This window comes from Campylobacter sp. LR291e (genome assembly GCF_008633915.1).
GTDB lineage: Bacteria > Campylobacterota > Campylobacteria > Campylobacterales > Campylobacteraceae > Campylobacter_D.
Genome location: NZ_VJNV01000033.1, coordinates 1 through 451, shown reverse-complemented (window position 1 = coordinate 451; position 451 = coordinate 1). Strand labels below are relative to the sequence as shown.

Annotated in this window: 1 protein-coding gene; it reads right to left on the bottom strand. The window is 36.8% G+C overall.

Annotated elements, in window-relative coordinates:
* Window positions 1-451: methyl-accepting chemotaxis protein (locus FMM58_RS07430; RefSeq protein ID WP_223810281.1), on the bottom strand; the 451-nt coding region annotated here is incomplete at both ends.

Here is a 451-nt window from a genome sequence, read left to right as displayed (position 1 = left end):
TGAGTAATACCAGCAGTTTGTTCTTTGATACTTTCTGCCATATCGTTAATGGATTGAACAAGTAAATTTGCACTAGCTTCAATCTCACTTAAAGACTTTTGAGTTCTTTCAGCTAGTTTTCTAACCTCATCAGCTACTACTGCAAAGCCCCTACCATGCTCTCCAGCCCTTGCTGCTTCAATGGCTGCATTTAAGGCTAAGAGATTGATTTGGTCAGCTATATCTCCTATTATGCCAGTTACATTTTTAATGTCTTCGCTTTGAGTTATAACATCTCCTGTTTTCATAGAAACATTTTGCATAGAAGAAGTTATTTGTTCTAATGCTGCAGCTGTTTCTTCAAGTGAGGATGCTTGTGAGTTTGAAGAAGTGGTAAGGTTATGAACTGCTTCTTGAAGTTTTGCACTTTCACTTGTTAAAGAATTTGCAAAAGATGCACTTTGTTTAAGCA